The organism is Streptomyces sp. TLI_185 (assembly GCF_003814765.1).
Classification (GTDB): Bacteria; Actinomycetota; Actinomycetes; order Streptomycetales; family Streptomycetaceae; genus Streptomyces.
In genome coordinates this window covers 4592433-4618278 of the sequence record NZ_RKRB01000001.1, presented here as the reverse complement: position 1 = coordinate 4618278, position 25846 = coordinate 4592433, and the positions used below count along the sequence as shown (strand labels likewise).

The window sequence follows — 25846 nt, the reverse complement described above, 5'->3', positions numbered from 1 at the left end:
GACCGGCGACGGCCCCGCCCCGGGAGGGGCGGACCGCCGCCGGAGCCGAGGTCACGGCTGACGGGTCTCCGGTACGGGAGCCGGACTGGCGGGCGCCATGTTCTGCGCCGCCCGGTCGAAGTACCTGAGCAGCTCCACCGGAAACGGCATCACGAGCGTCGAGTTCTTCTCGGCCGCGACCTCCACGACCGTCTGGAGGAGGCGCAGCTGCATCGCCTCGGGGGTGTCGGACATGATGCGGGAGGCGTTGGCGAGCTGCTGGGCGGCCTGGAACTCGCCGTCCGCGGTGATGACCCGGGCCCGCCGCTCCCGCTCCGCCTCGGCCTGCCGGGACATGGACCGCTTGAGCGACTCCGGCAGCTGTACGTCCTTGATCTCCACGCGGTCGATGTGGACGCCCCAGCCGGCGGCCGGGCTGTCGATCATCAGCGCGAGCCCCTCGTGCAGTCGCTCACGGTCGGACAGCAGGTCGTCCAGATCGCTCTTGCCGATGATGGAGCGCAGCGACGACTGGGCGACCTGGCCGACGGCGAAGTGGTAGTCCTGGACCTCGATGGCCGCCCGGAGCGGATCGGTGACCCGGAAGTAGACGACCGCGTCGACCTTCACCGAGACGTTGTCCTTGGTGATGCCCTCCTGGGTGGGCACCGGCATGGTGATCACCTGCGTGTTCACCTTCCGCATCCGGTCGACGAACGGGATCAGGAACGTCACGCCCGGCTGCCGGTACGACGGCAGGGCCTTGCCCATCCGGAACACGACCCCGCGCTCGACCTGGTTGACCACCCGCATACCGCTGCGCAGCACGAGCAGGGCCGCCACAGCAACCAGCACGACCGCGACCACAGTGCCTTCCATGGCACTCCATTCCTCGAAAGGATTCCCCGTAAGGATTGAGACAAGGAAGAAGACACCGGACGGAGTTGGCCGGATGCGCTCGCCTGCGTCAGGAGATCGTCAAGAAAACGTGCCTGCACACGGCCCCGCACCGAGGGTCCTCGTCGTGGGCGCGGGCTTCGGCGGGATCGCCGTCGCCGCCGAACTCCTGCGGCACGGCCTCGACGACGTGACCCTGCTGGAGGCGGCACCGCAACTGGGCGGCACCTGGCACCACAACCGCTACCCGGGCGCCGCCTGCGACGTGCCGAGCCACCTGTACTCGTACTCCTTCGCCCAACGCGCCTCCTGGGCCCATGTGTTCTCCCACCAGGACGAGATCCTGCGGTACGCACAGGAGACCGCGGACGCGCTCGGGATCACCCCGCGGATCGTCACGGACACGACGGTCACCTCGTGCACCTGGGACGACGGCACGCGTACCTGGACGGTGCGCAGCCGTCGTACGGGATCCGACGGGCCGGAGGAGGAGAGGGTCGCCGATGCCGTCGTGCTCGCCACCGGACAGCTCGACAAGCCGGCCTTCCCGGCCGTGGAGGGGCTGTCCGAGTTCGCCGGGCACAGCTTTCACTCCGCCCGCTGGGACCACGACTACGACGTGCGGGGCAAGCGGGTGGCGGTCATCGGGACGGGCGCGAGCGCAACCCAGCTGGTTCCCGAAATCGCGCCTCTGGTCGCCCACTTGACGGTGTTCCAGCGCACCGGGAACTGGTTCCTGCCACGCCGGGACCGCCCCATGCCGGCGCTCCTGAACCGTGCGATGCGCCGACCCTGGGCGCGCCGCGCCTGGCGTCGGCTCCTCCACCACGGCATCGAGCTGCTCACCCTCTGCATCCGCCACCCCCGAACCGTCGGCCGCATCGGCGCCCTGATCTCCGCCGCCCATATGCGCCGCCAGCTGCCCGACCCCGAACTGCGCCGCAACGCCTGGCCCGACTACCCCTTCGGGTGCAAACGGGTGCTGCTCAGCTCCGACTTCCTGCCCGCGCTGCGCCGCCCGAACGTGGAGCTGGTGACGGACCCGGTCGCCCGTATGACCCCCGAGGGCCCGGTGACGGAGGACGGCCGGCTCCACGAGGTCGACTGCGTGATCCACGCGACCGGCTTCCGTACGAACACCTTCATGCTGCCGATGGAGGTGCGGGGCGCGGGCGGACGCTCGATCAGGGAGGTGTGGGCCGAGGGGGCCCGCGCACACCTCGGCATCATGGTCCCCGGCTTCCCGTCCCTGTTTCTCATGTACGGCCCGAACACCAACACCTCCGGTGGCTCCATCCTGTTCTTCCTGGAGGCCCAGGCCGCCTATGTCCGCCGGGCGCTGGAGCTGGTCCGCCGCGCCGGAGCGGCGGCGCTGGACGTGCGGCCCGAGGTCGAGGAGGCGGGGCTACGGGCCCTGCGGGCACGTTTCGGGGGCACGGCCTGGCAGTCCTGCTCGTCGTGGTACCGCACACCCGACGGCCGCAACGTCGCCAACTGGCCCGGCTACATGGGGGAGTACGCGGCACAGACGCGGCGGGTGACGCCCGCGGACTTCCGTTTCCTTCCGTCCCGGGGGCGATGAACCCACTGGCGCGGGCCGTCATCGGAATTTCATCGCCCCTGCAACGCCTCCCGACACGGTTGCGGGAAACGACCGGCGAAGGGTCGTCCTGCTGACAGGGAGTGCTGGTGACCGAAGCGGAGCTGGTGGCCGCGGCGCTGGCCGCGGGGGCGCGGCTGGGTGGTGCGCGCGGGGCCGTCGTGGGTGACGTGTACCTCGCGCTGCGGGAGACGGTGCGGTGGCGGCTGGCGGGGGACAGGACCGGGGACCACGGGTTCGGGGTGCGGGTGCTGGACGCGCACGAGACGGATCCGGAGGTGTGGGGGAGCAGGCTGGTGGGGGTGCTGACCGGCTCCGGGGTGGTGGAGGACCGGGAGATCCTGGCCGCGGCGCGCATCCTGCTGGGGGCGGAACGGCGGGCCTGCCGGCTCGCGCTGGACACGCGGGGCGTTCGTGCCGACCGCGATCAGGAGGCGCGCTTGCGGCGGACGTAGTCCTCGCGCACGGCGATGACGGTCTGGAACTGCCGCTGCGCCTCGGGCAGGCGGCCCAGCGCCAGGTAGGCCTGGCCCAGACGGCTGCGGATGTCCATCTCCAGCCAGTCGTAGCCGGGTTCGGTGAGCGAAGAAAGCAACTGGAGCTGGAGCAGGGCCTGGTGGTGGAAGGCCAGGGCCGCGGTCGTGCCGCCCTCGCCCTGCACCGCCGTGCCCAGCCGGGTCAGGCTGCGCGCGCAGAAGAAGATGTCCCGGACCTGGTCGACCAGGGGAACCGCTTGGCGGAGCAGTTTCTCGGCCGCTCCGTACTGGCCCAGACGGAGATGGATGTCGGCGGCGCAGCTCAGGATCCTGCCGAGCGCGGACGGTCGGCCGATCGCCTCGGCGTGGGCACGGGCCTCGGCGTAACAGGCCAGCGCCTTCTCGTTCCGTCCCTCGAACTGGTGGGTGAGGCCTTGGGTGAAGAGTGCCATCGCGCAGACCCAGTCGTTGCCCAGATGTCGGGACAGGCTCAGTCCCGCGCTGGTGTGGGAAATGGCCAGGTCGCTCTGGCCCAGTCCCAGATCGACGGTCCCCAGCAGGATGAGTGACCGGGACTCCTCGAGCGGGTGGTGGCGGCGTCTGCCGAGGTCCAGAGCTTCCGTGATCAGGGCCTGGGCCCGCCGGTACCGGCGTTGGTGTACGCCCGTATAGCCGAGACAGTTCCGCAGCGCGATGTCCATACGTCGGTCGGTCGCCTCGTCCACGTGCCCGAGCGCGATCTCCAGAGCCGTCTGGCACTCGTGGTAGCGCCCCTGTCGTACGAGGTAGTCGCACAGCGCCTCGGCGAGCCAACAGGCGTAATCTGCCGCGCCGTTGGCGGCGGCATACCCGACGACATCGACCAGCTCGTTCCCCGCCGAGTCCAGCCAGCCCTCCGCGTCCTGCCAGCCGGCGAAGGGCGTTCGGCCGGGCTCAGGGCCTGTGGGGAATCCGTTGGGACCCCAGTCACTGGCAACCCGCGCCGCGTCCAGGAACAGCCGCAGCGCGGCCGTCCGTGCGACGGCGGCTTCATCTGGGACCGCCTCCGCGAGCCGGCGCGCGTGCACCCGCACCAGGTCGTGCAACCGATAGCGCCCCGGCCGCGGCTCCTGCAGCAGACTCGTGTCGACGAGGCTCTCCAGCATCCGCTCGGTGTCCCGCGCCGACCGGCCCAGCACCGTCGCCGGGGTCAGTACGTCGAACTCGACCGTCGGCACCACTCCCAGGGCCCGGAAGACGCGCTGCTGCTCGGGCACCAGATGGTCGTACGACAGCCGGAAGGCCGCCTCCACGCTGCGGTCCCCGACGCTGAGCTCGCCGAGCCGGTGGTCGTCGCCCGTCATGCGGCCCACCAGGTACTCCACCGTCCAGCCGCGCCGGTTCTGCAGCCGCGACCCGGCGATGCGCAGGGCCAGCGGCAACCCGTCGCACAGGTCCGCCAGTTCGCGCGTTGCGGCGGGCTCCCGGTCCGCACGTTCCGCCCCGACGATGTGCCGCAGCAGCGACACCGCGTCGCCGCTCTCCAGCGGCTCCAGGGTGACGCGCCGTTCCGCGTCCAGTTCTGCCAGCCGCCGCCGGCCGGCCACCAGCACCCTGCTGTCCGCCCCGGCGGGCAGCAGCGGCCGTATCTGGTCGGCGTCCAGGGCGTCGTCCAGCACCAGCAGCAGGCGTAGCGCACTGGTGGCCGCGCGCCAGGCAGCGGTGAGTTCGTCCAGGTCGCTGGGGAGCTCGCCCTTGGCCGCGCCGATCGAGCGCAGCAGCCGCTGCAGGGCCTGCTCCGGCGTCTGGCGGCGCTGGGTGCTGTAGGCGCGCAGGTCCACGAAGAGGCAGCCGTCCGGATGGTCGTCGCTCAGGGCCCGCGCCGCCCGGACCACCAGCGCGGTCTTGCCGACCCCAGCCGGGCCGTCCACGGTCATGACGGACACGGAACCGGTGGCGGCGGGCGGCGCGGTCAACTGGGCGAGTTCGGCTTCACGGCCCACCAACTGCCCGGCTTCCCCCGGCAGTTCGTTGATGCTACGACGGTGGAGCGACGGCCGGACGGAGAGAGGGGCGGGGCCGCCGAGGAGGGCCTCGTCGTCCCGGCGCAGCACCGATTGGTGCACGCGGCGCAGTTCGTCACCGGGGCTGACACCGAGCTCCTCACGCAGGTACTCGCACACGTCCTGATAGACCTTCAACGCCTCCGCCTGCCGTTCACCGCCGTACAGGGCCCGCATGCGCAAGGCGGCCAGGGACTCGTCGTACGGGTCGGACGGCGAAAGAACCGCGAGGTCGTCCAGGGCGTCGGCGTGGCGGCCCAGCGCGAGCAGGCACTCCAGGCGGGCCACCCGGGCCGTGCGTCGGCGCTCCAGCAGCCGGTTCCGTTCGAGCTCGGCGAAGGGACCGGGCAGGCCGGCCAGCGGTTCGCCGCGGAACAGGGCGAGTGCTTCGGTGAACTGGTCGGTCGCGGCGGAAAGTTCGCGGGCCGCCATGGTGCGCCGTGCTTCCTCGACCCGCTCGGCCAGGTCCGCGGTGTCCAGCCACACCGCCTCGGCGACGAGTCGGTACCAGCCCTTGCCGCTGCGGATGACCGACTCCGTGTGCGGGGTGCCGTCCGGGTCGAGCGCCCTGCGCAGGGAGTTGACGTGCGTCGGCAGCACCTTGTGGCCGCCGGACGGGGGCTCCTCGCCCCATACGTCGTCGAGGAGCCGGCCGTGGCTCAGCTCGACGCCCGGACGCAGCGCCAGGGCGGCCAGGACCGCCTGCCGCTTGATGGGGCCCAGATCAAGAGGGGTCGTGCCCCGCCAGGCCCGGGTCGGGCCGAGCACTTCGATCCGGAGCCGTGGCGACGATTCCCGGTGTCCGCCATGTCCCCCGTCCACTGCGCAGCCCTCGCTCTCGCCTCTGCCGCAAGTCACTCGCACGTCACGGGAATTGCAACCGCTTTCGCGAGGGTTTGCAAGTGCAGGCGGGCCCGTTTGCCTACCGGCGTCGAAACGCCCGAGGGCGGCGTCCCGTCTCCGGTGCGCCGCCCTCGGTTGTCGTGCCGGTCCGGTCAGCTCCGGTGGGCGGAGCCGTGGATCAGGAGCTCGGTCACGTCCATGTAGCTGCAGCCCGAGGGGCTCGGGTCCGTAGCGCACTTGGCGCCGTTGTCGGCGGCCTGGTTGCCGAGCATGGTCAGGCGGACGTAGCGGACGTTCTGCCCGGTGCCGGCCTTGAGGGGCACAGCGTTCTCGCGGCCGGTGTCGGCGGGCTTGAAGTGGCCCTCGGCGGCGGTGACCCAGGTGGTGCCGTCCGTCGAGGTCTCGACCCGGTAGTCGCCGAGGGACGCCGTCTTGTCGTCCCCGCAGCCCGACGTCGGGTCGATGCGCAGTTCGGTGACGTCGACGGCCGAGGGCAGCTTGACGGTGTTGTGGACCGGGTCGACCCCGGTGCCGTTGCTGCCGCCCTTGGCGTCCGAGCCCCAGACGGTGCCCGACATGTCGATCAGGCCGTTCGGTCCGCAGCCGAAGTCGGTGTTGTCGGGTCCGGTGAACTCCGTGACCGTGGCGCCGCCGGAGGCGGCGGCCCAGTCGCGGCGCAGCGACCAGTCGGCGCCGCTCCCGGAGCCGACGGAGACCGTGCGGATCTGCGGCTCGTAGCCGTTGCCGCTCGCGTACACCTTCCGGTACGTGCCCTTGGGGACGTTGTGGATCGTGTACGTGCCGTCCGCCCTGGTCACGGCGGAGAAGTCGGCACCGGGGAACCCGGAGGCATGGCCGCTGATGCTGACGCCGACCCCGCCGACGGGGGCGCCGGACGCGTCGTCGGTGACCTTGCCGGTGAGGGTGGTCACCGGGGTGTGCGGGCCGGGCGGCAGCGAGAAGTCCTCGTCGGGCTTGGTGTCGTCGGCGCTCAGCGCGGCGGCGAAGTAGCCCATGCCGCGGTGCGCGAACACCTTCCAGATGCGGTCGTGGGCCCGGCCGCGGTTGACCACGGTGTCGGCCTGCAGGATGGCGTTGCGCTGGTCGAGGAAGGTGGGGTTCGCGGGCGACAGCTCCATCGCGCGGGTCAGCAGCGACTCGGTGAGCCTGCTGCCGAGCCGGTTGCGCAGGTCCCAGAGCGTCTCGCTCCAGATCTCGCCGTCGGCGTGCACCTCGGGGCCGCGGCGCGAGATCTTGCCGTAGTCGCCGTAGGTGTACCCGCCCTTGCCCGCGGCCGCCGTGCCGGGGCACTTGGCGGAGGTGGAGCCGACCGGGCAGTCCAACGGCTGGGAGCGGGAGGGCAGTTCGTCGGTCCAGTGCGGCGGGTCGAGGGCCACCTCACCGTCGACGTGCCGGTTGTCCTTCAGCAGCCCCTTGGTGTTGAGGAAGTCGAGCGCGTACCAGTCGCTCCAGGCCTCGCCCATCGCGCCGCCCTGCTGACCGGTGAGGGCCGAGACCCCCGCCGCGTCGACGACGAGCCGGTTGGACAGGCCGTGCGTGTACTCGTGGTAGACGGTGGCGGCGTCGTCGCCCCAGTTGCCCTGCAGCACCGTGTAGCCGGGCCCGGACCCGGTCAGGTACATCTGCATCGTGGGCGCCTGCCCGTCCGGCGGCGTCCCCATGTTGGCGTTGTTCAGGTGGTTCTCGTCGGGCAGCCCGTGCTCGACCGCGGCGCCGTCGTCGGTCTGCGCGTCCACGGCGTCGCCGTCCCGGCCGTCGAAGTTGCCCGCGGCCCGGGTGAAGCCGATCGGGCCGGCCTCCAGGTGGTCGTGGTAGGTGCCGAGGTAGTAGTAGACCTGCGCGGCGTTCTGCTCCCGGTTGGTCTTCCAGGAGTACGGCGTCTTCTGGTCCCAGGAGCAGGGCAGCGGGACGTCGCAGCCGGGACCGGTGACGGGCTTGAACGGGAAGGAGAACGTCCCGTCGGCCGCCGGGGTGATCTCCTCGCCCGCGTCCACCTTGTTGTTGTCGTCGACATCGCTGAAGACGTGCGCGATACGGCCGTCGAGGGTCTTGGCGCCGACGGGCAGCCAGCCGTGCGCGGCGAGGTGGCGGGTGTGCTGCTTGCCGCCCTTGGGGGCGCCGGGGTACCGGTCCCAGACGAGGACCTTGCCGGTGCGCAGGGGCGTGGCCGCCGAGGAGGACAGGGGCTGTCCGGTGGAGGGCGCCTCCCCGGTCGCCGCGGACAGGTCGTCGGAGAGGTTCTGCCGATACAGAACCCGCCCCGTCGCTGCGTCGACGACGTGCAGCCACATGCCGTGGCCGTCCGGCACGGTCACCGTCTGCCACGCACGCCGTACGGTGCCGCCCGGCGCCGTATAGACGACCTGCTCGGCGGTGTCCGCCTTGCCGAGGCCACCGGCCTCGGCACCGGCGATGTCCCGAACGGCCCTGTGTCTGGCCTGCGTCGAGGTGATCCGCCCCGGCGCCAGCTGCGCGGGCAGCTTCGGCACCGGAGAGCCGAGCACACTGATCAGCCGCCCGTCACGGGCGACGTTCGCCTTGACGCCGTTGCCGAACACCGGCACACCGTCGACAGACTGGACGAACGACAGATGACGGATCCCGGCGACGTCGGTGTACTGCTTCCGCAGGGTCAGATCACGGACCTGACCGGCGGAGAGCCCGAAGACATCGGGATGGTCCCGCAGATAGTCCCGGACGACGTCCTCCGGGCTCTTGCCGCTGTCGCTGCTGTCTGTCAGATCCCCGTCGAGCTTGGCCACCTGCCGTGCAGTGCCGGTGGCCGGGTCCAGTTCGAGCACACCCTGAGCCCCGAGCTGCTTGCGCAACTGCCGTACACCGGGCCGCTGTTCGGCCTTCGCCAGCCTGGCATCGCGACGCACCAGCGTCTGCTGCGAGGGCACGGACGGCGTGGCGGACGGCGTGGGCGACGGACCGTCGGCCGCCGGGCCACCCGGGACCGCGCTAGCGGCGCCGGGCACAAAAGCGACGGCCAGCGTGAGGCCGGCCGCCGCGGTGAGTATGGTCGCGCGTCTTGCGCGCGAGGAGGAGGCTCTCGCCATTTCAACGCCTCGTGGGGGGTGAGGGTCCAACGGCCGTTTTTTACGGCCGAGTTGTACGCCTCGCACCCTTTCAAGGCGACCTGCCCGACAGAAGACCTCAAAGATCAAGTGTCACAGACGTCACACAGGGTCAGTCGGTGGCCATCGACGCTGTGAAGTCCGTCCATGCCTTCGGGGGCAGGCGGAGTATCGGGCCGTCGGGGTCTTTGGAGTCGCGTATGGCGACAGTGGTGGGGATGTTGCGGGCGACCTCGACGCATTCGCCGCTGCCGCTGCTGTAGCTGGACTTCAGGAAGTCGAATCCGGTGGTCAATGCATGCCCTCTCTGATGCTCTCGATCAGGCGGAGCGAGTCCTTGGGGGCCAGGCTCAGCCTCGCGGTGCGGTCGAAGAAAGAGCCGTACATGGTGCTTTCGGACTCGCTTTCGACCCACACCGTAGCCGCGATGCTGTCAACGTGGACTACGTCCACGGCTTGGGCTTCGGCGAAGGAGATGATGTTGAAGGCTCCTGCCATACAGGCGTGGCCGCCTGCACGGGCCCCGGCCTGCGGAGCGTGCTGCCACCAGCCCTTCGCCTTACGGCGCTCCCGGTCCAGCCGGGCCAGGTTCAGCAGCCGTGCCAGGGCTTCGGGGTCGTCCAAGCCGTAGAGCTCGCACAGGGCACGGATTTCGATGTCCCGCATCGGCACCCAGCCACGCTCCATCTTCACGATCTTCGAATTGGTCGCGTTGAGGACATCAGCGGCTTGCTGCTGGGTCTTTCCCGCCGCATCGCGGAGGCGCAGCAGCTCCCCACCGAGTCGGCGTCCCAGGACAGTTGACGCCCGGTTACCAGTTGGCGCGGATCGGTTCACGGGATCAGTCTCGCGCCTCCGCCGCACTCTCAACGGCTGCCGCGTCGGCGTGAGACGACCGACGAGGACCAGTTCGGGCGTGGACTGTTGCTGGTCGGAGCGCTGGCGGACGACTGGGGCGTGGGGCCACGGGTGGGAGTCGGCAAGACCGTCTGGGCGGAATGGGGCCTCGGCCTCCCTCTGCGGCAATCCGCTCGCGCGCACGTGGGAGTGACGGGAATGCCCCTAGCATGGGCCCGTGTCGGAAGGGCGCTGGACGAGCGGAACGGGCGGCCCATGACCACGCCGCACGCGGACGGAAAGGCCCGCTGACTCCCAGGCCCGAGCTGACATTGCCGGCTCTGCGACAGGCCGTGGCGACGGTGGCCCCCCTCCCGCTGCCCGAGTTCTTCGAGGGCCTGCAGAAGGCGTTCGTCCGCGCACCCCGGAGGCGGTGACCCGGCACGCGAGCACCTCATGTCGGTCACTGACCCTCCGGCCCGTCGGCCTCACCCGTCACAGGCCAGGAGAACAGGCAGACGGCTCCAGCAGGCCGTACGCGACGGCTTCGAGTGAGCCTTCGGGCGGGCTACTCATGTCGGGCTGAGTACGTGTCCTCATGTCCGCCGCACCCTCGTGGCGCGAGGATCGGCATTGCGGCAGGGATCACAAGTGCCGTCCCCTCCAAGGCAGTTGCGGAGAACATCATGACTCGAGGTATGGCCCTGTCCGTGGCCGTCGGTGCCGTCGTCCTCGTGGGTGCCGGCGCCTACGCTCTCGCCTACGCCGGGGAGCAGCCTCCGGTGCTGACGCACGCCACCGCCCGCTACAGCGCCCCGGACGGCGGCCGCGACGGCTCGTTGACCTTTGCCACCTTCGTGACGGCGTCCTCCGGCGTCAAGGGCGTGAAGGTGCTGGCATGGCCGCAGAACTCCTCCCTAGCCAAGGCCAATCCGACCGCCAAGGACATGGCCGCCGCGGAGCCGGCCGTCTGCAAGCCTTACAAGAGGCACACCGTGAGCTGCACCTACACCGTCAGGGCCACTTCCCGGGAGGTGGAGGCGTCTCCGCGCGGCGTCTGGCACGTCGCCGTCCTGGCCACCGCCCGCAACGGCACAACCACCTTGAACACCCAGGCCGCCAACTACACCGTCAGGTGACCGAACCCGCCCTGTCTTCAAATGATCTTGAGCGGAGGGCCATGGTCGGCTGATGCGTCGCCATGAACTGTCGTATGCGTAGGGGGAGTTCGTCCGGCCGCCTGCTGCCTGAGTCCTTGCGGGGGCGGAGCCGGTTGGACGACCGCACCGTGCTCAACGGGATCGTGTGGAAGTCCGGACCGGGGTCGCTTGGCGGGATGTGCCTGAGCGGTACGGCCCCTGGGCGACACCGCACACCCGCTTCCGCCGGTGGGCCCTGGACGGAGCTGCGCACCCCAGTTGCCGAGACGCACCGCGCTGACACGCGACCATGGCCACGCGCCGGCGGCACGGCAGAGTGATGGCCGGGGACAGCGTTGAGCCCGAGGCTGCCGGTGCACCAGTGTTACTGCCATGGACTGTGACCGGACCTCCGCGACCTCCTCCTCTTCTTCCTCCTTTCGTCCGACCCGTCGTCAACTCCTCGCCGTCGCAAGCGTCGTGCCGCTCGTGGGCGTGGCCCCGGCGGCGGCCGCACGCCCACGCACCGGCATCCCCTCCCTGTCCTTCACCGGGGCCACCAACGGGTCGGCCACCCTCGCCGGCGATCGCCTGATCGCCGAGGTGCAGGGCACCCTGTGGTCGCTGCCCCGCACCGGCGGCAAGGCACACCCCCTCACCCCGGCCGACCTCGAACCCAACCGGCCCACGCACTCCCCGGACGGCACCCTCGTCGCCTTCTGTGCGTACCGCGGTGGCGGCTTCCACCTCTGGACCATGCGCACCGACGGCTCCGACCTCCGGCAGCGCACCGACGGCCCCTGGGACGACCGCGGCCCGGCCTGGTCGCCCGACGGCACCCGGCTCGCGTTCGCCTCCGAGCGCGGGGGCGACCCCGTCGCCGGAAGCCCGTACCGCATCCACGTTCTTGAGCTGCGCACCGGTCGTATCACCCGCGTCACCGGCCTGACCGGCCAGGACGGCCCCCTCCAGGACGGTCCGTGGGAGGACTTCGACCCCACCTGGTCACCGGACGGCAGCCGCATCCTCTTCGTCCGCGCGAAGACGGTCACCACCGCCCAGGGGCTGACCGTGGAAGCCCGTACGATCGCCGCCGTCCCCGCCGACGGCACCGGCCCGGTCGTCGTGAACCACACCGAGACCGAGGCCGCGCAGGTCATGACCCCCGCCGTCGCCGCCGACGGCCGCCTGGCGTATCTGCGCACCACGGCCGCCCCGAACGCCTCCTGCACCCTGGTCGTCGACGGTCACCCCGTCCCGGTGACAGGCGACATCGCTCCGGTGCCCCCGCGCTGGACACCGGCAGGGCAACTGCTCCTGACCCTCGACGGCGCCTTCACCCTCGTACGACCGGAGAGCCCGGAGCAGCCGCAGACCCTCCCCTTCGAGGGAGTGCTCCCCGTGCAGCGGCCGCGGTACGCGACCAAGAAGTACGACCTCGGGGAGCCGGGCCGGGCCCGTCCCGTGCGGGCCATTCATCTGCCCGCGCTCTCGCCCGACGGGCGTCAGATCGCCTTTGCTGCTCTCAACTCGCTCTGGCTGGCCGGTAGTTCGGGTGGACGTCCGCCCCGGCGGCTGCACACCGCGTCCCGCACCCGGTATCTGCTCGCGCCCGCCTGGGCCCCCGACGGCCGGTCGCTCGTCTACGCCGACGACCGCGACGGTCTCCTCGGTGTGTACCGTCACGATCTCGCCACCGGCGAGGAGACCGCGCTCGCGACCGGCGGCCGGGTCCACCCCGCGCTCTCCCCGGACGGGCAGCGGCTCGCCTGTCTCGACCTGACCGGCCGGCTCCTCGTCCGCGACCTGGCCTCCGGCGAGGAACGCGTCCTCGCCACACCCCTCGGCGGCGGCGGTCTGCCCGGCCGTCCCAGCTGGTCGCCCGACGGCCGCCACCTCGCCCTCTGCGACCGCAACCGGCTCAACTCCCGCTTCCGGGAGGGCTACAACCTAGTCCGGATCGTCGACACGGCGACGGGCGCCGACCGCCTGCATGCGGTGGCGCCCCATACCTCGATCTCCGACCGGTACGACTCCGGGCCCGTCTGGTCGCCCGACGGCCGCTGGATGGCGGTGATCGTCGAGTCGGTGCTGTGCCTGCTGCCCGTCGACCCCGACGGCACCCCGAGCGGCGACCTGCGTACCCTCACCACCGAACCGGCCGACCACCCCTCCTGGTCCGGCGACTCGACGACGTTGCTGTACCTGTCCGGCGGCCGGCTACGGCTCGTCGCCGTCGACGGCGGCCCCGCCCGCACCGTCCGCGTCCCCCTCGACGCCCCCAGACCCACCCCCGCGGACGTGGTGGTGCACGCCGGACGCCTGTGGGACGGCACGGGCGAGACGACCCGCGAGGACGCCGACATCGTCGTAAAGGGCGGACGTATTACGGCAGTTGAGCCGCATCGGTCCGGACAGCGTGCCGCCCAGCGCCGCGTCGACGCCTCCGCGCGCACCGTGATCCCCGGGCTGTGGGACACCCACACCCACCCCTGGCAGACCACCTACGGCGGCCGCCAGACAGCCGGCCAGCTCAGCTACGGCATCACCACGGCCGTCTCCCTCGGCGGCTTCGCGTACGAGCAGGCCCGCATCCGCGAGGCGGTGGCCACGGGACAGCTCGCCGGGCCGCGGCTGCTCACCACCGGCGAGCTCCTCGACGGGGCACGCGTCGCGTACAGCATGGGCCGCGCCCACCGGACCCGGGAGGGTCTGCGCCGCTCCCTGGAACGGGGCGCCGACCTGGACTGGGACTTCGTCAAGACATATGTCCGGGCGCCCGGTTGGATCATGGCGGAGGCCGCCCGCTTCGCCCACGAACGCCTCGGCGTACGCACCGGCGGCCACCTGCTCTCGCCGGGCGTACAGCTCGGCCAGGACCTGACGACCCATCTGCAAGCCACGCAGCGCGCCGAGTTCGGGCACGCCATCACAGCGAGGGGCCGCGCCTACGAGGACGTGACGGAGATCTACGCCGCCCCCGCAGTGCACTTCTCCATGATCGCCACCCCCTTCACCTCCGCACCCCTCCTCGGCGCGGACCCCGCCCTCGCCGACGACCCGCGGGTCACGGTGGTGATGCCCCCGTGGGACACGGCCGCCGTCCGCCAGTCGGCGGGCGTCCCGCCCACCCCGGCCCAACTCGCCACCCTCCGTGCGGAGACCGACATCTACCGGCGCATCCTGGCCGCCGGCGGCCTGGTCGCCCTCGGCACGGACCAGCCGCTCGTCCCGGTCGGCCTTTCCCTCCACCTCGGCCTGCGCGCCCTGCACCGGGGCGGCCTCACCCCTGCTCAGGCCCTGCGCACCGCCACCGTCCTGCCAGCCCGCCTCTTCGGCGTGGACGGCGACCTCGGCACGGTCGAGGAGGGCAGGCTCGCCGACCTGACGGTGATCGACGGCGACCCCTTCACGGACTTCGCCACCCTCGTCCGTACGGTCTCGGTACTCAGGGGCGGAGTGCCGTACACGACTGAGGAGTTGGTCGCCTCCTTCGAGCCGGCCGCCGGGGACGCGACGGCGGCGGCGGAGGACTGGCTGGGGATGGGGCGCCTGATGCGCAGGGACGGCTGCTGCGAGGCGCACGGCGTCTAAGGGGGGTGCGCGAAGGCGGTTACGGTTCGGCAGCGCCCCTTCAGGGGCGCGGGGCTGTGTCGATTTGCGGCTCCGCCGCGTGGGCGCGACAGGCCACGATGGCGCCGCAGACGAAAAGCAGCCACACCCGCACAGCCCGCGGTCAAGCGTCCCGCACCGCAAGCGAAGCCCGTTCCCCCGACCCCCGGACAATCAGCCGCGTGGGCACGGTGATCGTCCGGGCCCGCGACCGGTCCCCGTCGAGCCGCGCCAGCGCGGTCGCCGCGGCCGCCCGGCCGATCTCCTCGGGGTCCTGGGCGACGACGGTCAGGGCCGGTTCGAGCGCCTCGGCGAGCGGGACGTCGTCGAAGGCGACGACGGCGATGTCCTTCCGCCCCCTGCGGGCGAGTTCGGCGACCATGCCGAGCGCGACCATGTTGTTGCCGGCGAACAGGGCCGTGGGCGGATCGGACAGGGCGAGCAGCTGGGCGGTCGCCGTCGCGGCCGCCGGCTGGTCGTGGGCGTTGGTGACCAGCGAGCGGTCGTAGGCGAGATCGGCCTCCTGCAGGGCCGTACGGTATCCGGCCAGACGCTCGCGGCGGGTGTACAGCTTCACGGGCAGGTCGCCGATGAAGCCGATACGGCGGTGGCCGTGGGCGATCAGATGGGCGACACCGTCATGGGTGCCCGCACGGTTGGAGCTGACGATGCTGTCCGTGGACAGGCCGACTCCCGGACGGTCGAGGAAGACCACGGGCAGCCCCGCCGCGCGGTGGCTCTTGAGGTGGGAGTGGTCGGCGCCCACGGACGGCACGATCATCAGGATGCTGACGCGCCGGGCCAGGAACTTGTCCGTGAGGGCCCGTTCCCGGCCGGGGTCGTCCGCGGAGGAGCCCATGAGCAGCGTCAGCCCGCGCTCGCCGACCGTGTCCTCGATGGCGCGGGCCACGGCCCCGAAGAAGGGGTTGGCGAGGTCGGGGATGACCAGACCGATGGTGGTGTCCGGGCCGCCGACGCGGATGTTGCGGGCCATGAGGTTCGGCTGGAAGCCGAGTTCGGCGACGGCGGCGAGGACCTGTTCCCTGGTCCGGGGCGAGACGGGGCCGTCCTCGTTGAGGACCCGGGAAACCGTCTTGGCACTGACACCTACTTCCCGGGCGACGTCGGCCAGGGTGGGGCGGCGGCTCGCAGCCATGGAGGAACGTCTCCTGTCAGCCCCCGGGTTCCGGCCGCGGCCTCGGCCGGAACATGCGGGAGCTGGGTCGTTGGTGTCAGTTGGCCTGGACTCCGGCCGCCTTCGCGGCCTCGGAGTCCGCTACGACGGTACCTCCGGCCGAATCGACGGTGAGCGCGCCGGTCATGATGGCGACGACCTCCGCCATGGAGTAGTCGGACGGCTTGATCACGGCGGCCCGCTTGCCCAGCCGGTGGACGTGGATGCGGTCGGCGATCTCGAAGACGTGCGGCATGTTGTGGCTGATCAGGACCACCGGCAGGCCCTTGTCGCGGACGCGCCGGATCAGGTCCAGGACCTGGCCGGACTCCTTGACGCCGAGCGCGGCGGTCGGTTCGTCCATGACGACGACGCTGCCGGCCCAGGCGACGGACCGGGCGACCGCGACGGCCTGCCGCTGTCCGCCGGAGAGGGTCTCGACGGCCTGGGTCAGCGAGCGCAGGCCGATCTTCAGGTCGGCCATGTGCTCGGAGGCCTCCTCGCGCATGCGCTTCTTGTCGAGCATGCGGAAGACACTGCCGAGGACACCGGGACGGCGCAGCTCGCGCCCGAGGAACATGTTCGAGGCGATGTCCATGGAGGCGGCCACGGCGAGATCCTGGTAGACGGTCTCGATGCCGTGGGCGCGGGCGCTCTGCGGGCCGGAGAAGGTGATGGGCTTGCCGTTGAGCCGTATCTCGCCCGCGTCGGGGACCAGCGCACCGGTGAGCGCCTTGATGAGGCTGGTCTTGCCGGCGCCGTTGTCGCCGATGACGGCAAGGACCTCGCCGGGCAGCAGGTCGAAGTCGGCGCCGTCGATGGCGGTGACTTGGCCGTAGCGCTTGACCAGACCACGGGCCTGCAGCACGGGCGTGGGTGAGGAGGTGGCGGTCATCGTGCCTTCTTCCGGGAGATCTGGTCGACGGTCACCGCGAGGATCACCAGCACGCCGGTGATCAGGGTCTGGTAGATGGAGGCGACGCCCATCAGCTGCAGGCCGTTGCGGAACACACCGACGATCAGGACGCCGATGAAGGTCCCCAGAACCGAGCCGCGACCGCCGAAGAGGCTGGTGCCGCCGAGGACGACGGCGGTGATGCTGTCGAGGTTGTCGGTCTGGCCCGCCTGCGGGTCGCCGACTCCGGTGCGGGAGATGAGCAGCAGGGCGGCGATGCCGTAGAGCAGGCCCGCGACGGTGTAGATGCCGATGGTCAGGCGGGAGGTGCGGATGCCGTTGAGGCGCGCGGCTTCCTGGCTGTTGCCCAGGGCGTAGACGTGCCGGCCCCAGCCGGTGTTGCTCAGCGCGTAGGCGAGCAGCAGGAACAGGGCGATGGTGACCAGCGAGCCGTACGTGATGTCGGTGTGGCCGAGGGGGAAGGTCTGGCCGAGGGCCGTCAGCGGGCCGGGCAGGCTGGTGATGGTCTGTTCGTTGGAGTAGATGTGGGTCAGCGCGAAGGCCACGTTGAGCATGCCGAGCGTGACGATGAACGGCGGCAGCGGGATCTTCTGCACCAACAACCCGTTGAGCAGGCCGAATCCGGCGCATACGGCGATGCCCAGGGCGATGGCGACAAGCGGCGGCAAGGTGCCGTTTGCGGCCATCTTGGCGATCACGATGCTGCCGAACGCCATCACGGCACCGCACGACAGGTCGATGCCCGCGGTGAGGATGATCAGGGTCTGCCCGATGGCGAGGGTGCCCACGACCATGACCTGCTGCACGATCAGCGAGAAGTTCCCGCCGGTGAGGAACTGGTCGGTCGAGAACGAGAAGAAGGCGCAGGCCAGGAGGAGGGCGACCAGGGGGCCGGTGGTCGGTGCCGTGAGCAGCCTGCGCAGCGTGGTCGGCGCCTTGAGTTCGGCATACGGCGAGGACGTGCCCGGGGGCGTGGTCGTGGCAGTCATGCGAAGTCCTTGTCGGAAGACAGAAGTCCTTGTGGGAGGACCAAGGGGGCGGCCGTCCCGGGTCGGGGAGGGGGTGGGGCCGGCCGCCCCGCTGAGGGGAGAGACATTTCCTACGGTGCTGGAGCGCCCCAAAGGGGCGCGGGGCTGTGTCCATTTGCGGCTCCGCCGCGTGGGCGCGACCAGCCACGACGTTGCCGCAGGCGAAAGACGGCACATCGCGGCACAACCCCGCAGCGCTTACCCCCAGCAGTTCTGCAGACCGAACCCGGTGTCCTTGGACGTGACCCCGGCCTGCGCCTTGTCGGTGATCAGGTTGACGCCGGTGTCGGTGTAACCGGACGCCTTCTTGCCGTTCTTGGCGTAGTCCACGACAGCCTGGACGCCCTGGGAGGCCATCTTCAGCGGGTACTGCTGCGAAGTGGCGGCGATCTTGCCGTCCTTGACCGCCTGGGTTCCCGTGCAGCCGCCGTCGACGGAGACGATCAGGACGTCCTTCTCGCGGCCCTTGGCCTTGAGTGCGGTGTACGCGCCCAGCGCCGCGGGCTCGTTGATCGTGTAGACGAGGTTGATGCTCGGGTCCTTCTGGAGACAGTTCTCCATGGCGGTCTGGCCCTTGGCCTGGTCGCCGCCGGTGTCCTGGGCGCAGACGACGTCCTTGTCGGTGGCGCCGAAGCCCTTCAGGAAGCCGTTGTGCCGCAGCACGCCGACGGAGACGCCGGGCGCCAGGTCGAGGGTGGCTATCTTGGCGGACTTGCCCTTCATGGCGGCCTTGGCGTACTCGCCGATCAGCTTGCCGGCGTTGAAGTTGTTGGTGGCGAAGAGGGCGTCGACCGCGCTCTGCGGTTCGGTCGGCGTGTCCAGGGCGATGACCAGGACCCCCTTGGCGCGGGCCTTCTGGACCGCGGGCACGATCGCCTTGGAGTCGCTCGGGGTGATCAGGATGCCCTTCACCCCGGCGGCGACCATGTTCTCGATGGCGGTGACCTGCCCGGCGTTGTCCCCGTCGAACTTGCCCGCGGCGGTCATCAGCTGGACGCCGTCCTGCTTGGCGGCCTTCTCCGCACCCTCCTTCATCTTCACGAAGAACGGGTTGGTGTCGGTCTTGGTGATCAGACCGACCTTGACGGTGCCCGAGCCGGAGCCCGCGGAACCCTTGGAGCCGGATCCGCAGGCCGTCAGGGTGAGGGCCGCGATGCCCGTGACCGCAGCGGCTCTGACGAGGGTGGGGGACAGACGAGTGGTGCGAGACATGAACGACTCCTGCGGGATAGCGAGCGGCGGGGTCGGCATCAGAGCGTGTGCGCATGTTGCCCGGTGTTGCCCGGTGTCATCGTTGACTTATGTCAACGTTGACACCGCATGGCGAGGATGATGGACTCCGGCTCGCGGCAACGTCAATGCCTTGTACTCGTCACAAATCGGCAACGTCCCCCCGCTGCAGGTCCGCAGCCGGAAAGCAGCCGGAAAGAAGGCCAGCCCATGAGCCTGCGTCAGATCACCGTCCTGGGAGAGTGCGTCGCGGACGCCTTCACCGAACCGGCAGCCGCCCCGCACGAGCTCGCCCTGCGCGTGCTGCCGGGCGGCGGACCTGCGAATACGGCGGTGGCGTTGGCGCGTCTTGGCACCCCGGCCCGGTTCCTCGCCCGGCTCTCCGGCGACGTGTTCGGACGCCTGTTCCGGGCTCGTCTTGAGGCCTCCGGAGTGGACCTCTCCCACGCCGTCGCGGCCGCCGAACCCAGCACGCTGGCGGTCGCGGAACTGGACGCCCAGGGGCAGGCCGCGTTCTCCTTCCACGCCCAGAACACGGCCGACTGGCAGTGGACCCCACCGGAACTGGCAAGGGTGGACCTGTCCGACACGGCCTGTCTGCACACCGGTTCCCTTGCGCTGGTGAGCGAGCCCGGTGCCGCGGTCGTGGAGGACTTCCTGGCGGCCGCCGCTCCCCGGACCACCATCAGCATCGACCCCAACGTACGGCCGCTGCTGGTGCGTCCCGAGGTCTACCGCGCCCGGCTGGAGCACTGGTGCAGCCTCGCCGACGTACTGCGGCTGAGCGAGGACGACCTGGCACTCCTCCTGCCGGACACGCCTCCCGAGAAGGCCTGCGACATCTGGCACACCGCCGGAGCGCGGCTCGTCGTGATCACGCGCGGCGCCGACGGGGCCCTGGCCTCCCTCGACGGCGAACGGATCCAGGTGCCCGCAGTCGCGACCCAGGTGGTGGACACGGTCGGGGCGGGGGACTCCTTCACGGCCGGCCTGCTGCACCACCTCGGCGGCCGCGGATTCCTCGGCGGCCGGCTCCCGGGCCTGGACCTGGCCGCCGTCGCCGAAGCCTGTGTGTTCGCCACCCGGGTCGCGGCCCTGACCTGCGCCGTCGCCGGCCCCAACCCGCCGTGGCAGAGCGAGCTGGCCGAGCGCTGATCACCCACCGGACACTCCCCGACAACGCTAAGGAGACACCACAGTGACCAAGACCCTGTTCGCCGAGTTCACCGCCCGCGAGGGAACGGAGGACGAGGTCGCCCGCCTGCTGCGGGAGTACGCCAAGAAGGTCCGGGAGGAGGAAGGCAACCTCGCCTTCGACGCCTACACCAAGTCCTCGAGCCCGCGCGCCTTCTGGATCTTCGAGGTGTACCGCGACGAGGAGGCCTTCCAGGCGCACCTGAAGCAGCCCTACGGCGCCCCCTTCAACGCCGTCCTTGCCCCGCTGATCGAGGAGGACGCCTCCGTACTGACGTTCCTCGACCCGCTGACCTGACCGCACCGGACCACCGCGTCAGGTCTCGACCGAGGCGCCGGGCAGGGGCTGTTCGGTCCAGATGGACTTGCCGGTGCGGGTGTGGCGGGTGCCCCAGCGCCGGCAGAGGGCGGAAACGAGCTGCAGGCCGCGGCCGTCCTCGTCGGTGGCGGAGGTGTGCCGGATGTGCGGCGTGGTCAGGCTGGCGTCGGAGACCTCGCAGATCAGCGCGCGGCTGCGGAGCATGCGCAGCCGGATGGGGCCGACGGCGTGCCGGACGACGTTCCCGACCAGCTCGCTGACCAGAAGCTCGGTGGTCATGACCAGGTCCTCGTCGGCCAGGTCCCAGTCGGCGAGCTGGGCGCGGACCAGCTCGCGGGCCTGGCCCGCCGCCACCGGGTCCTCCGGCAACGGCCACTCGGCGACGTTCTCCGCGCCCAGCGGGTGGGTGCGGGCCAGCAGCAGGGCGGCGTCGTCGGTCAGCGCGCCGTGCGCGGGGAGCAGAGCGGAGGTGATGGCGGCGCAGAGGGCGTCCAGGCCGGACCCGTCCGCCGGTGCGGCCGGCCCGGCGTTCACGGACTCGAAGAGCAGGTCGGCGAGGCGGTTCATGCCGGTGGTGACGTCCCTGTCCTTGCTCTCCACCAGACCGTCGCTGTAGAGAGCGAGCAGGCTGTCCGCGGGCAGCACGGTCTCGAGGGTCTCGAACGGGGGAGTGGCCACGCCCAGCGGCGGGTCCGGGGTCATGGGCAGGAAGGTGACGGTGCCGTCGGGCCGGGCCACCGCCGGCGGCGGCTGACCGGCGCTGGCGTAGGACAGCTGCCGGGTCACCGGGTCGTAGATGCCGTACAGACAGGTGGCGAAGGTGTCGGTGCCCGGTTCACCGACGATGTCGTTGAGGTGGCCGAGGATTTCGTCGGGCGGCAGCTCCAGCTCCGAAAGGGTGCGGACGGCTGTGCGGAGCCCGCCCATGGTGGCAGCCTCTGCCATGCCGTGGCCCATGACGTCGCCGATCACGAGGGCCACCCGGGCCGCGGAGAGCGGGATCACGTCGTACCAGTCGCCGCCGACGTCGGCCCCCTGCTTGGCCGGCTGGTAGCGCGCCGCCACCGTCACCTCGGGCAGCTCGGGCAGCGCCTGCGGCAACAGGCTGCGCTGGAGGGTACGGGCGCGGGTTGTCGCCTCGTCGTAGAGCCCCGCCCGCTCCAGGGCCTGCGCGATCAGTCCGCTGAGCGCGGTCAGCAGTGTCCGTTCGTCGTCGCCCAGCCCGCGCGGCCGGTCGAAGCAGATCACCGCCGCGCCGATCCCGCGCCCGGACACCGCCAGCGGCAGAAAGGCCCACGCCTGCTGGCCGCCCTCCCGGATCAGCGTCCCGGCCTCCGGGTAACGCTCCAGGAACTCCTCCGGGGAGGCGATGTAGAGGGGGGCGCGGGTGTGCAGGGCGTCCCCCACCGGGTTCGTGGTGTCCCGCACGGTCCACTGTCCGTCCAGCAGCCGGGTGCAGCGCTGCGAAACTCCCCGGGAGCCGATCACGGTCAGCCGGTCGCCGACCACGCCCAGCATGATGAGTCCGGCGGCCCCGAGCGGTGTCATCACGCCGTCGGCCAGCGCCGCAATCACATCCTGGGCCGTGACGGCCTCGGCCAGCTCCCGCGTGATCCGCTGCACCAGAGCCGCCCGCTCCGCCGCAGCCCGCTCCGCGGAGGTCCGCTCGACCTCCCGCAGATGCCGCTCGGTGGTGTCGGTGATGTACAGCGTGAGGCCTTCCGGAACCGGCACCAGCCGCAAGTGGTACCAGGACCTCCCGTCCGGCCACGGCACGTCGAAGCCGGCCGGCCGGCCCTCGGCCGCGATGGCCCGGCACCGCTGCTCGAGGCCCGGCACGGCACGCACCGCGGGAACGTTCCAGAGCAGGGCTCCGGCCACGTCTCCGGCGGCGCCGAAGAGCCGCTCGGCGGCCTGGTTGAGAAATCCGATGCGCCAGTCCGTGTCCAGGGCGACGAAGCCGTCGCTCATGTGCCGCAGCGCCCGCCCCACCGACTCGGCGGCGGCATGCGTCTCGTCGCTGTTCCGGAGGGTGCCGATCACCTTCACCGGTGTCCCCTCCTCGTCCGCGATCGTCCGCGCACAGGCCTCGATCCAGAGGTACGTGCCGTCCTGCCGCCGGATCCGGTACTCGCTCTGGAAACCGCCGCGCTGCTGGATGCCCGCGTCGAAGCCGGCCACCGCCCCCGGCAGGTCCTCCGGGTGGATCAGCGCCGCCCACGCCTCGATGCCGTCGCTCAGCACCTGCGGATCGATGTCGCCCAGCACCTCCTCGACGGGCCCTTCGGAGGCCAGCTCGCCGGTGCGCAGATCCCAGGTGTACGTGACGGAGGGCACCCCTTCCCCGTCCTCCACGTCCCGCGGGGAGCCCTCCCGCGGTGCCGGCCCGTTCTCCAGGGCCTGCAGCAGAGTGGGGGACGGATAGAGGGGCCCGGACGACCTGAGCCGCCCGGACATCCAGGCCGCCACCTCGTTCAGAAACGCGTTCTCCGCCACGCCGGGCTCGGCGCCCGGAGCGAAGAGGACGGAGAGCGCACCGCGCCGCCCGCCGCCGCCCGGAATGGGAACGGCCAGGTGACCGATGCCGGCGGGCAGCCCCGAAGGCCACAGCGCCGCCGGATCCCGGCCGGGCACGGGCTCGGGCGGAGCCAGTTCGGGCTGCCAGGTGACGGTGTCGCTGCGGGCGGCCCTGCTGGGCGGCGCCGTGCCCCGTACCGGGATGATCAGCCAGGGCCGGGTCATCGACTCCGGCAGCCCACTGTCGGCGACCAGATAGAGGATGCCGCCCATTCCGCCGCCCGGAAGATGCACCATGCCGCCCAGGCCGTGCACCTCGGCCACCGCCTGCTGGAGCGCGGTCAGCAGCACCTCGACATCGCGCCGGTCCTCGTCCACGGCGCCGAGCAGCCGCATCCGCATCCGCTGCCGCTCCAAGGGCCGCACGGCGCCTCTGGCATTCACCACGCCCGACTGTCGCCTCCGCTCACTGCTCGGATACACGCTGGGCCGCATGCGATCGGGGATCTGCAGTGATCTGCATCCGCGGCATTCATCCTGCCCCGAGCAATTTAGGCGATTTCGTCGACCTTGGGGAGGTTGTGGCAGCTGATCGACGAACCTGACGGGCCGTAGCGGCCCCAGTACGCCAAGGGCCAGAAAGCTGCTGACGGCGCTCCCACGCGGAGAACGCCGAGCATCGCCCGGGTCGCCGGGCTGGGGTTGAAGCGCTACGCCGATGCCGATCACGTCTACCTGAGCCCATCGGCCCTGCTCGAACCGGGCGTACGCACCGGCCGCTACCGACGCGGCACCGACACCCTCCTCGTCGGAGTCGACGGCCGGTCCTGGATCAGCGCCGAGGACCTGGCGGTCGCAGCGGTCGACGAACTCGAGACTCCTGGCCCCGACTCGCTCATCACGGTCGTCCACGACGGCGAACACCCGTCGCCCTGAGCGTCAGGCGAGGACGGTCGCAACCGGCCGGCCGGGCAGCCGAACGGCCCAAGCCGCCTCACGCTCGCGGCACCCGCCGCACGGGTGGTTCCGCGCCGAGGCCCACGACCGCTTCGGCCTCGCGATGCCCTGACGGCACAAGGGACTTGGGCCAGGAGCCGGCCCGATGCCCGTCCTCGTTGATCAGACGATCCGGCGTGCCGACGAGCACATATAGGAAATTTGCGCATTAACCTCCAGTCACCCTAAGACGTGGCGGATCTCGTTCGCGTCCGTTTCAACACCCGGAGAAGACATGCGCAAGCCTCGCAAGACCGTTGTCGTGGCAGTCCTCCTCGGCACCGTCGGCTTCCTCGGCGCCGGCACCGCTTACGCCCACGGGGACGGGCACAAACACGGACACGGACACGCACGCGAGCACCGCGGCCATGAGACCCAGACGATCCGTGTCAACCAGAGCACCACGTGCACGGTGACCGAAGACAACACCGACGTACACGGCGAGACCGCCACGTTCGGCCCGGACGGCCGACCTGCCACGCAGAACACCAACGTCGGCTCGAGCCTGGGCTGCAACAACACCGTCAGTTTCGGCAAGTAGCCCACTCCGGCACACACGAGGAAGGCCCTCCGTGATCTCCACGGAGGGCCTTCCTCATGCTCATGCAGCCCTTGGCCTGGTTTTCTCAGGCAGCCTTGGGCCGCGTCACGCGCGTGTCCGGGGCGGGCTCCTGCGCGTCCTCGGACCGGAAGATCTCGTCTTCTCCGAAGTCCGGGGCCTGGAAGGGTGTCGTCGTCGGAGGCGGCGATGGTGCCGTGGAACGGCGGGGTTGCCCTTCCAGGGGGGTGGAGAACAGCGACGTGGAGTCGATGACAGGTCTGCCTTTCGTTACAGGACCCTGGTGGGGCCTGGCGTGCCGCGACCGGGCACGGCGGCGCTACAGCTTGGTCATCTTGGCGTACGGGCTCAAGATCCGCATCTGCGTCGAGCCGAAATCGACGAGCGCCGCGATCCCGTCCTCGACGCCGATCACCCGGCCGAGGCCGTACATGTCGTGTGTCACTTGGTCGCCCATGGCGAAGTGCTTGGGGGCCGGTGTGACCGGGGCCTTGAAGGGGCTGGTGGGCAAATGACGCTTCGGCGCCGCAGGCTTGGTCATGGCTCAGTATGAGCCCACGTTCCTCCCGCCCGCTGTGGCCGTCGGCACAGATCCACGCGGGGACCTCCGTGCCACGCCACTGACCTGGTACTTCGAGGCGTGGAGAACCCGTAATTCGCCCCCAGTTCCCCTTCGTCGGCGGCTCGCGTCGTCACCCCGTTACAGCGGTGAACCGCTCCGGCACCGATTTCCTCGGGAACCTCTCGCTCGTCGAGCACGAACTGGCGGCCAGTGACACGACGGGTGGTCGTCTTCCAGCCGAGACGACGCGCCGAACCTGGCGACACCACCTCCGCCACCAGCAGCACGTGTCAGGCCGGGCGGGGGTGATGTCGATCGTGTCCGCGCGGTACACGACGACGGCGAAGACCAGACCGCGCCAGTGCATCCCGAGGTGCCGCCTGTGCCGGCCGCCTTCGCCGCGCCGCCTCCACCGGATGCCGGGCGCGGCATGGCCCCGCCGTCCAGCGCGGCCGAGTCCGCTGTACGGCCGTCTGTCTCCCCTGACATGGCGCTGTGTCCGACGTCGCCCCTGCCCGCGGTGGCACACGTCGCGGAAGGGCATGTCCATAACCCTCCCGCAGGCGTCTCCCCGTTGCCCCGTCGGAGGCCGAAAGCGATCTCCCACCTCGTTCTGTAACCGTTCCAGTTCGCCCCGTTGACACCTTGCATATCCACCCTTAACGTCGCGCCAGCATTCCGAACGTATGACGAGATTTCGAACATTCGAAAGGCGATTGCCCTGTGCATCCCCGGAATCAGCACGCACGTGGCCGGAACACCGTGGCGCAGCCTGACGTACGTACAGGAACACACCGGCGACGAGATCGGCGATCTGCGGGACAT

18 protein-coding genes and 2 pseudogenes are annotated in these 25846 nt (G+C 71.0%); 9 read left to right on the top strand and 11 right to left on the bottom strand.

Annotated elements, in window-relative coordinates:
* Positions 1-51: 51 nt before the first annotated feature.
* A complete protein-coding gene (locus EDD92_RS21140) occupies positions 52-858 on the bottom strand; it encodes a slipin family protein (protein ID WP_051833788.1) in 807 nt (268 codons plus the stop codon).
* Positions 859-967: 109 nt separating this feature from the next.
* Between EDD92_RS21140 and EDD92_RS21135 the strand changes: the two genes are divergently transcribed.
* Both EDD92_RS21135 and EDD92_RS21130 read left to right on the top strand, forming a co-directional pair.
* Positions 968-2458, top strand: a complete 1491-nt coding sequence (locus EDD92_RS21135; RefSeq protein WP_221268115.1) for an NAD(P)/FAD-dependent oxidoreductase — start codon at positions 968-970, stop codon at positions 2456-2458.
* Positions 2459-2565: 107 nt separating this feature from the next.
* Positions 2566-2931, top strand: a complete 366-nt coding sequence (locus EDD92_RS21130; RefSeq protein WP_123965769.1) for a hypothetical protein — start codon at positions 2566-2568, stop codon at positions 2929-2931.
* Here the strand turns inward: EDD92_RS21130 and EDD92_RS21125 are convergent.
* The 4 genes from EDD92_RS21125 to EDD92_RS21110 all read right to left on the bottom strand — a co-directional run bounded on the left by EDD92_RS21125 (position 2904) and on the right by EDD92_RS21110 (position 9775).
* Positions 2904-5762 carry a BTAD domain-containing putative transcriptional regulator gene (locus tag EDD92_RS21125; protein ID WP_123965768.1) on the bottom strand — a complete coding sequence of 953 codons (2859 nt, stop codon included), beginning with the start codon at positions 5760-5762 and terminating at the stop codon, positions 2904-2906. The genes EDD92_RS21130 and EDD92_RS21125 overlap by 28 nt on opposite strands.
* A gap of 227 nt (positions 5763-5989) precedes the next feature.
* Positions 5990-8920: a M36 family metallopeptidase gene (locus tag EDD92_RS21120; protein WP_123965767.1), complete on the bottom strand. Its 2931-nt coding sequence runs from the start codon at positions 8918-8920 to the stop codon at positions 5990-5992.
* Positions 8921-9050: 130 nt separating this feature from the next.
* Positions 9051-9233 carry a DUF397 domain-containing protein gene (locus tag EDD92_RS21115; protein ID WP_123965766.1) on the bottom strand — a complete coding sequence of 61 codons (183 nt, stop codon included), beginning with the start codon at positions 9231-9233 and terminating at the stop codon, positions 9051-9053.
* Positions 9230-9775, bottom strand: a complete 546-nt coding sequence (locus tag EDD92_RS21110) for a helix-turn-helix domain-containing protein (RefSeq protein ID WP_260326656.1) — start codon at positions 9773-9775, stop codon at positions 9230-9232. Before EDD92_RS21110 ends, EDD92_RS21115 begins: the two co-directional genes overlap by 4 nt.
* Before the next feature lie 686 nt (positions 9776-10461).
* Between EDD92_RS21110 and EDD92_RS21100 the strand changes: the two genes are divergently transcribed.
* From EDD92_RS21100 to EDD92_RS21090, 3 genes and pseudogenes are all read left to right on the top strand, one after another.
* Positions 10462-10914, top strand: a complete 453-nt coding sequence (locus EDD92_RS21100) for a DUF5707 domain-containing protein (protein WP_123965765.1) — start codon at positions 10462-10464, stop codon at positions 10912-10914.
* A 119-nt stretch (positions 10915-11033) separates the two neighbouring features.
* A pseudogene (locus tag EDD92_RS51210) lies at positions 11034-11179 on the top strand (transposase); the annotation flags it as partial.
* A gap of 128 nt (positions 11180-11307) precedes the next feature.
* Entirely contained in the window at positions 11308-14508 is a 3201-nt protein-coding gene (locus EDD92_RS21090) for an amidohydrolase family protein (RefSeq protein ID WP_123965763.1), read from the top strand.
* A 142-nt stretch (positions 14509-14650) separates the two neighbouring features.
* Here EDD92_RS21090 and EDD92_RS21085 read toward each other — a convergent pair whose 3' ends face one another.
* The 4 genes from EDD92_RS21085 to EDD92_RS21070 form a co-directional block, all read right to left on the bottom strand.
* Positions 14651-15682, bottom strand: a complete 1032-nt coding sequence (locus EDD92_RS21085; protein WP_123965762.1) for a LacI family DNA-binding transcriptional regulator — start codon at positions 15680-15682, stop codon at positions 14651-14653.
* Between the two features lie 76 nt (positions 15683-15758).
* On the bottom strand, positions 15759-16595 hold the full coding sequence (locus EDD92_RS21080; protein WP_123965761.1) for an ATP-binding cassette domain-containing protein: 837 nt from the start codon (positions 16593-16595) through the stop codon (positions 15759-15761).
* Complete coding sequence (locus tag EDD92_RS21075; RefSeq protein WP_123965760.1) at positions 16592-17605, bottom strand: ABC transporter permease; 1014 nt, start codon at positions 17603-17605, stop codon at positions 16592-16594. Before EDD92_RS21075 ends, EDD92_RS21080 begins: the two co-directional genes overlap by 4 nt.
* A gap of 237 nt (positions 17606-17842) precedes the next feature.
* Positions 17843-18856 carry a sugar ABC transporter substrate-binding protein gene (locus EDD92_RS21070; RefSeq protein WP_123965759.1) on the bottom strand — a complete coding sequence of 338 codons (1014 nt, stop codon included), beginning with the start codon at positions 18854-18856 and terminating at the stop codon, positions 17843-17845.
* 228 nt (positions 18857-19084) lie between these two features.
* Between EDD92_RS21070 and EDD92_RS21065 the strand changes: the two genes are divergently transcribed.
* Together EDD92_RS21065 and EDD92_RS21060 are read left to right on the top strand one after the other, a co-directional pair.
* Positions 19085-20029, top strand: a complete 945-nt coding sequence (locus EDD92_RS21065) for a carbohydrate kinase (protein WP_123965758.1) — start codon at positions 19085-19087, stop codon at positions 20027-20029.
* Between the two features lie 43 nt (positions 20030-20072).
* Positions 20073-20366 carry a putative quinol monooxygenase gene (locus EDD92_RS21060; RefSeq protein ID WP_123965757.1) on the top strand — a complete coding sequence of 98 codons (294 nt, stop codon included), beginning with the start codon at positions 20073-20075 and terminating at the stop codon, positions 20364-20366.
* 18 nt (positions 20367-20384) lie between these two features.
* Here the strand turns inward: EDD92_RS21060 and EDD92_RS21055 are convergent, their stop codons facing one another.
* Positions 20385-23351, bottom strand: a complete 2967-nt coding sequence (locus EDD92_RS21055; RefSeq protein WP_260326653.1) for a SpoIIE family protein phosphatase — start codon at positions 23349-23351, stop codon at positions 20385-20387.
* 267 nt (positions 23352-23618) lie between these two features.
* On the opposite strand from EDD92_RS21055, the pseudogene EDD92_RS21050 reads away from it, so the two are divergent.
* Together EDD92_RS21050 and EDD92_RS21045 are read left to right on the top strand one after the other, a co-directional pair.
* Positions 23619-23840, top strand: a pseudogene (locus EDD92_RS21050) (hypothetical protein); the annotation flags it as partial.
* Positions 23841-24135: 295 nt separating this feature from the next.
* Positions 24136-24441, top strand: coding sequence for a hypothetical protein (locus EDD92_RS21045; protein ID WP_123965756.1), 306 nt, complete (start codon positions 24136-24138; stop codon positions 24439-24441).
* 337 nt (positions 24442-24778) lie between these two features.
* Here EDD92_RS21045 and EDD92_RS21035 read toward each other — a convergent pair whose 3' ends face one another.
* On the bottom strand, positions 24779-25000 hold the full coding sequence (locus tag EDD92_RS21035) for a hypothetical protein (protein WP_099929528.1): 222 nt from the start codon (positions 24998-25000) through the stop codon (positions 24779-24781).
* Between the last annotated feature and the right edge of the window lie 846 nt (positions 25001-25846).

Coding starts and splice junctions, on each gene's coding strand:
- EDD92_RS21140 (WP_051833788.1), bottom strand. CDS start 858: ATGGAAGGCACTGTGGTCGCGGTCGTGCTGGTTGCTGTGGCGGCCCTG.
- EDD92_RS21120 (WP_123965767.1), bottom strand. CDS start 8,920: ATGGCGAGAGCCTCCTCCTCGCGCGCAAGACGCGCGACCATACTCACC.
- EDD92_RS21100 (WP_123965765.1), top strand. CDS start 10,462: ATGACTCGAGGTATGGCCCTGTCCGTGGCCGTCGGTGCCGTCGTCCTC.
- EDD92_RS21090 (WP_123965763.1), top strand. CDS start 11,308: ATGGACTGTGACCGGACCTCCGCGACCTCCTCCTCTTCTTCCTCCTTT.
- EDD92_RS21085 (WP_123965762.1), bottom strand. CDS start 15,682: ATGGCTGCGAGCCGCCGCCCCACCCTGGCCGACGTCGCCCGGGAAGTA.
- EDD92_RS21080 (WP_123965761.1), bottom strand. CDS start 16,595: ATGACCGCCACCTCCTCACCCACGCCCGTGCTGCAGGCCCGTGGTCTG.
- EDD92_RS21075 (WP_123965760.1), bottom strand. CDS start 17,605: ATGACTGCCACGACCACGCCCCCGGGCACGTCCTCGCCGTATGCCGAA.
- EDD92_RS21070 (WP_123965759.1), bottom strand. CDS start 18,856: ATGTCTCGCACCACTCGTCTGTCCCCCACCCTCGTCAGAGCCGCTGCG.
- EDD92_RS21065 (WP_123965758.1), top strand. CDS start 19,085: ATGAGCCTGCGTCAGATCACCGTCCTGGGAGAGTGCGTCGCGGACGCC.
- EDD92_RS21045 (WP_123965756.1), top strand. CDS start 24,136: ATGCGCAAGCCTCGCAAGACCGTTGTCGTGGCAGTCCTCCTCGGCACC.
- EDD92_RS21035 (WP_099929528.1), bottom strand. CDS start 25,000: ATGACCAAGCCTGCGGCGCCGAAGCGTCATTTGCCCACCAGCCCCTTC.